A 7,389-nucleotide genomic window follows, 5' to 3' on the forward strand; every position below is an offset into this window, starting at 1 on the left:
CCGCTGGCTGGCAAACCGACTTGCTGCAGGCTGAACAGGCCTGGCGAGTCGCCCCACGATGAAACTGAAAAAGCTTGCAGCTCGAATTCCCCACCAGAGAGCTTCTTGCTGCATTGGAGCGGATCATAACATCGAATGAGAATCAATCGCAACTGAAGTTGTGATTTTTTTGCCTCGCGCCTTCACTTGACCGAAGTCATGGGCTCAGCAGCGCTGCCGGGCTGTCCGAACGAAGGACTTCCTGCGCCCAGGCGGCCAGCTTGCGTGTGTCGGCACGCAAGATTTCCTGCTTGACGACCAGGATCTGCGCCGGATGCATGGAAAAGCTGCGCAGGCCCAGGCCCAGCAGCAGGCGCGTCATGGCCACATCGCCGGCGGTCTCCCCGCAGACACAGACGCTCTTGCCTTGCGCCCTTCCTTCGGCGATCACATCCGCCACCAGCTTGAGCACGGCGGGATGCAGGGGATCGTAGAGATGGGCCACGGTCTCGTCGGCGCGGTCGATGGCCAGCGTGTACTGGATCAGGTCGTTGGTGCCGATGGACAGGAAGTCGAAATAGCGCAGGAAGGTGCGCACGATCAGCGCTGCCGCAGGCACCTCGATCATGGCGCCCAGCTTGACCGGGCCGTGCGCCACGCCGCGCGCGTCAAGCTCGCTTTGCGCCAACCTCACCTGGGCCAGGGTCTGCTCGATCTCGCTTTGGTGGGCCAGCATGGGGAACAGCAGATGGATCTGCCCATGCGCGGCAGCACGCAGGATGGCGCGCAGCTGGGTGCGGAACATGGCCGGATCGGCCAGGCTCCAGCGGATGGCGCGCAGACCCAGCGCGGGGTTCAGGTAGTAGTCCTTGGGCTGGGCCTTGTCCAGCGGCTTGTCGGCGCCCACGTCCAGTGTGCGAATGGTCACGGGCATGCCCTGCATTCCATCCACGGCTTCGCGGTAGGCCCGGTATTGCTCTTCCTCGCCGGGCAGGTTGCCGCCACGCCCCATGAACAGGAATTCCGTGCGGAACAGCCCCACGCCCACCGCGCCCGCATGCACGGCCGCAGGCCCGTCGCCGGGCTGCTCGATGTTGGCCAGCAGCTCGATACGCTCTCCGTCCAGCGTCAGCGCAGGCGTGTGGCGCAGGCGCGAGAGGCGCTCGCGCTCGAGCTCGTTCTGGCGCTGGCGAAAGCCATATTCGGCCAGGATGATGGGTGAGGGATCGACGATGACGACCCCTGCATTGCCGTCGATGATGATCCAGTCGTCCTGGCGGATCAGTTGCCCCGCAGCCCGGGCGCCGACCACGGCAGGAATGTCCATGCTGCGCGCCACGATGGCCGTGTGCGAAGTGCGGCCGCCCACGGCCGTGATGAAGCCGGCAAACAACCGGCTCTTGAACTGCAGCATGTCCACTGGCGACAGGTCCTGTGCCACCAGAACCAGCGGCGCGTCGGTGGCGCCATCGAGCAGCAGCGGCTGCTGCGGCGGCGTGCCCTCCCCCGTTGCCTCGACTGCCAACAGCTCGGCCGGTGCGGGCACGGGGCTGGCCATGCCCTTCATATGGCGCAGGATGCGCTCGACCACCTGCTCGAGGTCCGCCTTGCGCTCGCGCAGGTATTCGTCCTCCATCTCGTCGAACTGGCGCGAGACGACCTCCAGCTGCGTGGTCAGCGCCCATTCGGCGTTGTAGAGGCGATCGGATATCCAGTGCTTGATGGCGGCGGCCAGGGCCTCGTCCTGCAAAAGCAGCAGGTGGACGTCGAGCAAGGCATCCAGCTCGCCCGGCGCATCCTTGGGCATTTCATCCTGCAGGCGGCGCAGCTCGTCGATGACGGCATTGCGCGCACTGCGGGCGCGGTCGATTTCCGCGTCCACCTGGTCGGGCCGGATGAAGTAGTGCACCACCTCCATGCGGCTGGAGGCCACCACCACCGCACGCCCGATGGCGATACCCCGTGACACGGCCAGTCCGTGGATTGCAAACGTCATTGCGCCTGTCCTTTGCCTGCTGCTGCGCAGGCCCCGGACCGTCGCAATGCGGCATCGTCCAGTTCCAGCGCGTGTTGCTCTGTTGCGCTCACCGTCTGCCAGCGCCGCAAAGGCACATTACTGGCCTTCGCCAAACTTGTCGTTGATCAGGGCGGTCAGCGCATCCATGGCTTCCTGCTCCTGTGCTCCGTCTGTCTCCAGCAGCACCTCGGAGCCCATGCCGGCAGCCAGCATCATCACGCCCATGATGCTCTTGGCATTGATGCGCCGCTCGCCCTTGCTCATCCAGACTTCGCAGGGAAAGCTGCCTGCAAGCTTGGTGAGCTTGGCAGAGGCGCGGGCGTGCAGGCCCAGTTTATTGCTGATGGTGATAGGGGTCTTGATCATTGGATGGTCGCGGACTCTGGTTCTGAGGCGTGTTCACGCCCACCTGCATCACCCCATGGCTGCCTCCCGCCAAGGCACGCTCGGCCACGGCTTCCAGCGCCTCGTGGCGATAGCCTATGGAGCGCAGCAGCATGGGCAAGTTCACTCCGGCCACCAGCCGCCCGGCAGGCAGTTGCGCCACAAGGCGCTGCGCCACGTTGCAGGGCGTCGCACCAAAGAGGTCGGTCAGCACCAGCGTGGGCAGCCCCAGCAGGCCGCCATGGTCTTCAAGCAACTGCTCGGCACGCATCAGAGTGGCCTCGGGCGGCTCCTGAGCGGGCACATCCAGGGCAAGGACGTCCTCGGCACTGTCGGCGAACACATGCAGGGCGCATTCGCGCAGTGCCTGGGCCAAAGGTGCGTGGGTGAACAAAAGGATGCGCGTGGTCATGAAGTCACAGGGTTCGGAGTCGATTATGGCGTGCGAAGGCGCATGCAGGGCAAACGGCGCGCCTGCGCTGCGCTCCATGCCACAGTTGCCTCCCGCATCCGTGGCTCCAAACCTGTTGCTACTGCAGTTGCAGGCTGGCGAAGAAGTTGTTGGCCTCGTCTGTGCGCGGCTTGTCGCTGTAGATCACGGCATGGTAGAGGCGCGCGCCCGCCGGCTCCATTCGTGCAAACCACACGCCATGGGCCGTGAGCTTCCAGCCCTGGGGGCCCACGCCTTCAAACGTGGTGCGCAGCGACTGCGGCAGATTCAAGGCGCCTGCAGGCACGAAGGAGCCATCTTCCTTGGAGCGCAATTGCTTGGCGCCGGCCGGCGCCTGTCCCGGCGCACCCGGATTCATCTGACCGAGCACGGCCGCCTGCCAGTACGACAGCATCTCGGCGGCCCTGGAGGGCTCGCTGACCAGGAAGTGGGAAACCGCGTAGGTGGACGCATCGGCGTCGCATCCCATCATGGACATCTGCACCGTGCCCATGCCCTGGCCCAGTTCCACCGGCCGGGTGGCCGATTGCGGATCGCAAGGCAAAAGCACACGCAGTGGCGTGCCCTCGACCGCAACCTGCCGCCAATCCAGCCGGGGACTGCATGCGGCCAAGGGCGTCAACACCAGCACAGCGGCAGCAAGCCGCATGGCAGGAGCGCGGAGCCTTGCCATGGGGATCAAAAAGCTTTCCATCAATGTCATGCCGGCATTATCGACACGGCCCGCTTGACCGAGACCCGAACTTTTGCCCTTGCCGCGCATCGAAACGCGGTGCACGGCATGCGTGCAGGCCTACGGGCACAACTTTGGGCACAATCGTCGCTATGGCAAGCAAACATTGGATCGCAGGCGTGGTGATCGCCGCAGCCGCCGGAATGGGCGCATGGGTGTATTCGGGCGCAGGCCAGACGGCGGCGCCGCAATCGACCTTCGTGCTGCTGGATGGCAGCAAGCAGACCACGGCCGATTTCAAGGGCAAGGTGACGCTGGTCAATTTCTGGGCCACCAGCTGCACCACCTGCGTGGCCGAGATGCCGGAGATCGTCGCCACCCACCAGAAATTCCAGGGCCAGGGCTTCGAGACCCTGGCCGTGGCCATGAGCTACGACCCGCCCAGCTATGTGGTGAACTTCGCCGATTCGCGCAAGCTGCCGTTCAAGGTGGCGCTGGACAACACCGGCGCCGTGGCCCGCGCCTGGGGCGATGTGCAGCTGACGCCCACCACCTACATCGTCAACAAGCGCGGCGACATCGTGAAGCGCTATGTGGGAGCGCCTGACTTCGCCGAGTTGCACCGGCTGATCGAGAAACTGCTGGCCGAAGCCTGATACGGCACAGGCAAGCCCAGAAAAAAACCGGCATCACGCCGGTTTTTTTGCATCTGCATGCCGATCAGCGGCTGCGGAAGCTGTCGTGGCAGGCCTTGCAGCTGGCAGCGGCCGGGCCGAAGGCCGCCTTGAGCTGGTCCAGGTTGCCGGACTTGGCCGCAGCCGCGAGCTTGACCGTCTCGGCCTGCATCTTCTCCGACAGATCCTGGAACTTGGCCTGCTCCTTCCAGATTTCAGGCTTGGCCTTTCCACCCTCCGTGCCTGCGCCGAAACCTGCCCAGGGCAGCTTGGCCATGAAGGCCACCACCTCGGCGTTTTCCTGGGCCGCCTTGGCATCGAAGGGGATCTTTCCGTTCGCCATCGCACCCAGGCGACCGAAGTGCTGGCCCAGCACGGCCAGCGCGCCCTGGCGGTACTTGATGGCGTCCTCGGACTTGGCAAACTGGGCGGAAGCCGGCAGCGCGGTAGCGGCCACCAGGGCGGCCAGCGCCCATGCAGAAACTTTCTTCATCGTGGTTTTCCTTTTCGAGTGTGGGGAAATCTGCCGGGCCAGTATGGCAGTGACGCCTTGCGGGCGCAGCTTTGATTGACCGCAGCCAGGGTGCATTGACTGCCGGCTCCGGAATGCATGTCGGCACAATGCACTCATTCCCACCCACACGCTCATGCCATGGCACAAGAACCGACCGCACAAGGCGCCGCCAAGCACAAGGTCCGCATCTGGGACCTGCCCACCCGGCTGTTTCACTGGCTGCTGGCCGCAACCGTGATTGCCCTGGTCGTGACGGCCAAACTGGGCGGCAATGCCATGAACTGGCATCTGCTGCTGGGCCATGTCATGCTGGCCTTGCTGCTGTTTCGCCTGTTGTGGGGCCTGGTGGGTGGCCGCTGGTCGCGCTTTGCCAGCTTCATCCATGCACCTTCCGCCCTGCTGCGCCATCTGCGCGGACAAGGAGCGGAGAGCGACAGCGCAGGCCACAGCCCGTTGGGCGCTCTGTCCGTGCTGGCCATGCTGGCGGTGCTGATCGCCCAGGTAGGCAGCGGATTGCTCAGCGATGACGAGATTGCGTTCTCCGGGCCGCTGAGCCGCTTCGCATCGGGCGACACGGTGGCGCAGGCCACGGCCTATCACGCGCATTGGGGACAGTATTTGCTGTACGCACTGGTGGCCCTGCATCTTCTGGCCATCGTGTTCTATGCCTGGCGCGGGCGCGGCCTGGTGCGAGCCATGGTGACCGGGGACAAACAGTTGTCCGCGCCAGTACCCGCCTCACGCGACACGGCAGGCAGCCGTTGGCTGGCCTTGGCCCTGGCCTTCGGGGCAGGCGCTGCGGCATGGTGGGTACAGCAGCTTGGCGGCGCTTTCTGACGGCGCAGCCAGAGGTGGGCCGCTTGCCGCTACACTGCGCTTTCCGTCGTTTTAGCTGAGTGCCCGTGGACAAGCCTGCTGTCGCCTTGCTGGCGCCGAATCCCGCGGAAGACTGGGACGAAGTCCGCCAGATCTTCCGGGAGTACGCTGCAAGCCTGGATGTCGATCTGCAATTTCAAGATTTCGAGGCCGAGATCGCCGATCTGCCCGGCGACTACGCTGCGCCGCGCGGCCACATCCTGCTGGCCAGGGTCGATGGCGCAGTGGCCGGCTGCTGCGCCCTGCGCCCCCTGGACAACTGCGACTACGCCAATGCCGCCGAGATGAGGCGCCTGTTCGTGCGCAAGGCCTTTCGCGGTTTCGGGCTGGGTCGGCAGCTGGCCGAAGCCATGCTTGATGTGGCGCGCCAGGCCGGCTATGACCATGTGCTGCTGGACACGCTGGACGACATGGAATCGGCCCGCGCCCTCTACGTCGATCTGGGCTTCGAGGAAATCCCGCCCTACTATCACAACCCCATCGCGGGGGCGCACTACCTCAAGGCCGATATCTTCTAGGCCGGCCTGGCTGAACCAGCGCCCCCAATACAAAAAGGCATTGCACCCGGGTGCAATGCCTTTTTTTCGCAATAGCGCGGTGCACAGGCCAGAAGGCCTGCAGCGCGATCAGGCCTTGGCCTGGCCCAGCAAAGTGGCCGCGTCGCTGACCTCGAACTTGCCAGGGCCTTCCACGTTCAGCGTGATGACCTTGCCGTCCTTGACCAGCATGGAATAGCGGTTGCTGCGCAGGCCCAGGCCCTTGCCGTTCAGATCCAGCGTCAGGCCGGTGGCCTTGGCGAATGCGGCGTCGCCGTCGGCCAGCATGCGCACCTTGCCATCGGTCTTCTGGTCGCGGGCCCATGCGCCCATCACGAAGGCGTCGTTGACCGACAGGCACCAGATCTCGTCCACGCCGGCAGCCTTGAAGGCTTCGGCCTGCTCCACGAAGCCGGGCACATGCTTGGCCGAGCAGGTGGGAGTGAATGCACCGGGCACGGCGAAGACCGCGATGGTCTTGCCTGCAGCGGCTTCGGGCAGCTTCACGGGGTTGGGGCCGATGCTGCAGCCATTGCCTTCGACTTCCACGTATTCCATCAGGGTGGCAGCGGGCAGGGCATCTCCGACTTTGATCATCTCTATCTCCTTTGTGGTGCAAAACCGGGGGCCGCCGAAATGGCGGTCCCCAAACGAAAAAACGACCCACATTGTGGGTCGTTTCCTGTGGCTTTGCAGCCGGTGGGCCTAGGTAGGCTTACACCAGAGCAGCCTTTTGCACCAAGCGGGTAGCAACCCAGTTCTTGGTCTTGGACAGCGGGCGGCTTTCCGTGATTTCGATCACGTCGCCCAGCTTGTACTCACCTTGCTCGTCGTGAGCGTGGTACTTGCTGGACTTGATCATGATCTTGTCATAGATCGGGTGCTTGACGCGGCGTTCAACCATGACCGTCACGGTCTTGGCACGCTTGTCGCTGACCACCTTGCCAATCAAGGTGCGCTTGAGGGATTTTTTAGCTTCCGTCATGTCGGCTTCCTGATTACTTGGCGGCTTGCTTTTCAGCAAGGATGGTCTTGGCGCGGGCGATGTCACGGCGCGTGGTACGCAGCGTGTTCGTGTTACCCAGCTGTTGCGTGGCCTTTTGCATACGCAGACCAAAGTGAGCCTTTTGCAGGGACTTCACTTCGGCTTCCAGGCCGGCAACGTCTTTTTGGCGGAGTTCAGCAGCTTTCGTCATGTTGTTCTCCTTAGGCACCAATTTGACGGGACACGAAGGTCGTACGCAGCGGCAGCTTTGCAGCGGCCAGGCGGAACGCTTCAACGCGG

Annotated in this window: 11 protein-coding genes and 1 pseudogene; 3 read left to right on the forward strand and 9 right to left on the reverse strand. The window is 64.2% G+C overall.

The annotated features are described in order from the left end of the window. Positions 1-196: 196 nt before the first annotated feature. From ptsP to L995_RS01730, 4 genes are all read right to left on the reverse strand, one after another. Complete coding sequence (ptsP, locus tag L995_RS01715; protein ID WP_026061991.1) at positions 197-1,975, reverse strand: phosphoenolpyruvate--protein phosphotransferase; 1,779 nt, start codon at positions 1,973-1,975, stop codon at positions 197-199. Positions 1,976-2,092: 117 nt separating this feature from the next. Continuing rightward, complete coding sequence (locus L995_RS01720; protein WP_016448505.1) at positions 2,093-2,362, reverse strand: HPr family phosphocarrier protein; 270 nt, start codon at positions 2,360-2,362, stop codon at positions 2,093-2,095. Next, on the reverse strand, positions 2,331-2,792 hold the full coding sequence (locus L995_RS01725) for a PTS sugar transporter subunit IIA (protein WP_026061990.1): 462 nt from the start codon (positions 2,790-2,792) through the stop codon (positions 2,331-2,333). The genes L995_RS01720 and L995_RS01725 overlap by 32 nt, the downstream gene beginning before the upstream one ends. 118 nt (positions 2,793-2,910) lie before the next feature. Continuing rightward, positions 2,911-3,480: a hypothetical protein gene (locus tag L995_RS01730; RefSeq protein ID WP_016453565.1), complete on the reverse strand. Its 570-nt coding sequence runs from the start codon at positions 3,478-3,480 to the stop codon at positions 2,911-2,913. Positions 3,481-3,656: 176 nt separating this feature from the next. Between L995_RS01730 and L995_RS01735 the strand changes: the two genes are divergently transcribed. Further along, complete coding sequence (locus L995_RS01735; RefSeq protein WP_017403794.1) at positions 3,657-4,160, forward strand: TlpA disulfide reductase family protein; 504 nt, start codon at positions 3,657-3,659, stop codon at positions 4,158-4,160. A gap of 64 nt (positions 4,161-4,224) precedes the next feature. Here L995_RS01735 and L995_RS01740 read toward each other — a convergent pair whose 3' ends face one another. Beyond that, entirely contained in the window at positions 4,225-4,671 is a 447-nt protein-coding gene (locus tag L995_RS01740) for a c-type cytochrome (RefSeq protein WP_016448509.1), read from the reverse strand. 159 nt (positions 4,672-4,830) lie between these two features. On the opposite strand from L995_RS01740, the gene L995_RS01745 reads away from it, so the two are divergent. Both L995_RS01745 and L995_RS01750 read left to right on the forward strand, forming a co-directional pair. Next, complete coding sequence (locus tag L995_RS01745) at positions 4,831-5,529, forward strand: cytochrome b/b6 domain-containing protein (RefSeq protein ID WP_016453566.1); 699 nt, start codon at positions 4,831-4,833, stop codon at positions 5,527-5,529. A gap of 65 nt (positions 5,530-5,594) precedes the next feature. Then, the gene (locus L995_RS01750; protein ID WP_016448511.1) at positions 5,595-6,086 is read left to right on the forward strand and encodes a GNAT family N-acetyltransferase; all 492 of its coding nucleotides are present in this window, start codon (positions 5,595-5,597) and stop codon (positions 6,084-6,086) included. Between the two features lie 108 nt (positions 6,087-6,194). On the opposite strand, the gene L995_RS01755 is transcribed toward L995_RS01750, so the two are convergent. The 4 genes and pseudogenes from L995_RS01755 to L995_RS32685 form a co-directional block, all read right to left on the reverse strand. Beyond that, complete coding sequence (locus L995_RS01755; protein ID WP_047468517.1) at positions 6,195-6,701, reverse strand: peroxiredoxin; 507 nt, start codon at positions 6,699-6,701, stop codon at positions 6,195-6,197. Positions 6,702-6,819: 118 nt separating this feature from the next. Beyond that, entirely contained in the window at positions 6,820-7,089 is a 270-nt protein-coding gene (gene rpsQ / locus L995_RS01760; RefSeq protein WP_016448513.1) for a 30S ribosomal protein S17, read from the reverse strand. Between the two features lie 13 nt (positions 7,090-7,102). Continuing rightward, positions 7,103-7,300 carry a 50S ribosomal protein L29 gene (gene rpmC / locus L995_RS01765; RefSeq protein ID WP_012202337.1) on the reverse strand — a complete coding sequence of 66 codons (198 nt, stop codon included), beginning with the start codon at positions 7,298-7,300 and terminating at the stop codon, positions 7,103-7,105. A gap of 10 nt (positions 7,301-7,310) precedes the next feature. Further along, positions 7,311-7,389: pseudogene (locus L995_RS32685) on the reverse strand (ribosomal protein L16); the annotation flags it as partial.

It is taken from the genome of Delftia sp. ZNC0008, from assembly GCF_000799035.1.
Classification (GTDB): domain Bacteria; phylum Pseudomonadota; class Gammaproteobacteria; order Burkholderiales; family Burkholderiaceae_C; genus Comamonas; species Comamonas tsuruhatensis.

Coding starts and splice junctions, on each gene's coding strand:
- L995_RS01730 (WP_016453565.1), bottom strand. CDS start 3,480: ATGCGGCTTGCTGCCGCTGTGCTGGTGTTGACGCCCTTGGCCGCATGC.
- L995_RS01735 (WP_017403794.1), top strand. CDS start 3,657: ATGGCAAGCAAACATTGGATCGCAGGCGTGGTGATCGCCGCAGCCGCC.
- ptsP (WP_026061991.1), bottom strand. CDS start 1,975: ATGACGTTTGCAATCCACGGACTGGCCGTGTCACGGGGTATCGCCATC.
- L995_RS01755 (WP_047468517.1), bottom strand. CDS start 6,701: ATGATCAAAGTCGGAGATGCCCTGCCCGCTGCCACCCTGATGGAATAC.
- L995_RS01720 (WP_016448505.1), bottom strand. CDS start 2,362: ATGATCAAGACCCCTATCACCATCAGCAATAAACTGGGCCTGCACGCC.
- L995_RS01745 (WP_016453566.1), top strand. CDS start 4,831: ATGGCACAAGAACCGACCGCACAAGGCGCCGCCAAGCACAAGGTCCGC.
- rpsQ (WP_016448513.1), bottom strand. CDS start 7,089: ATGACGGAAGCTAAAAAATCCCTCAAGCGCACCTTGATTGGCAAGGTG.
- L995_RS01725 (WP_026061990.1), bottom strand. CDS start 2,792: ATGACCACGCGCATCCTTTTGTTCACCCACGCACCTTTGGCCCAGGCA.
- rpmC (WP_012202337.1), bottom strand. CDS start 7,300: ATGACGAAAGCTGCTGAACTCCGCCAAAAAGACGTTGCCGGCCTGGAA.
- L995_RS01740 (WP_016448509.1), bottom strand. CDS start 4,671: ATGAAGAAAGTTTCTGCATGGGCGCTGGCCGCCCTGGTGGCCGCTACC.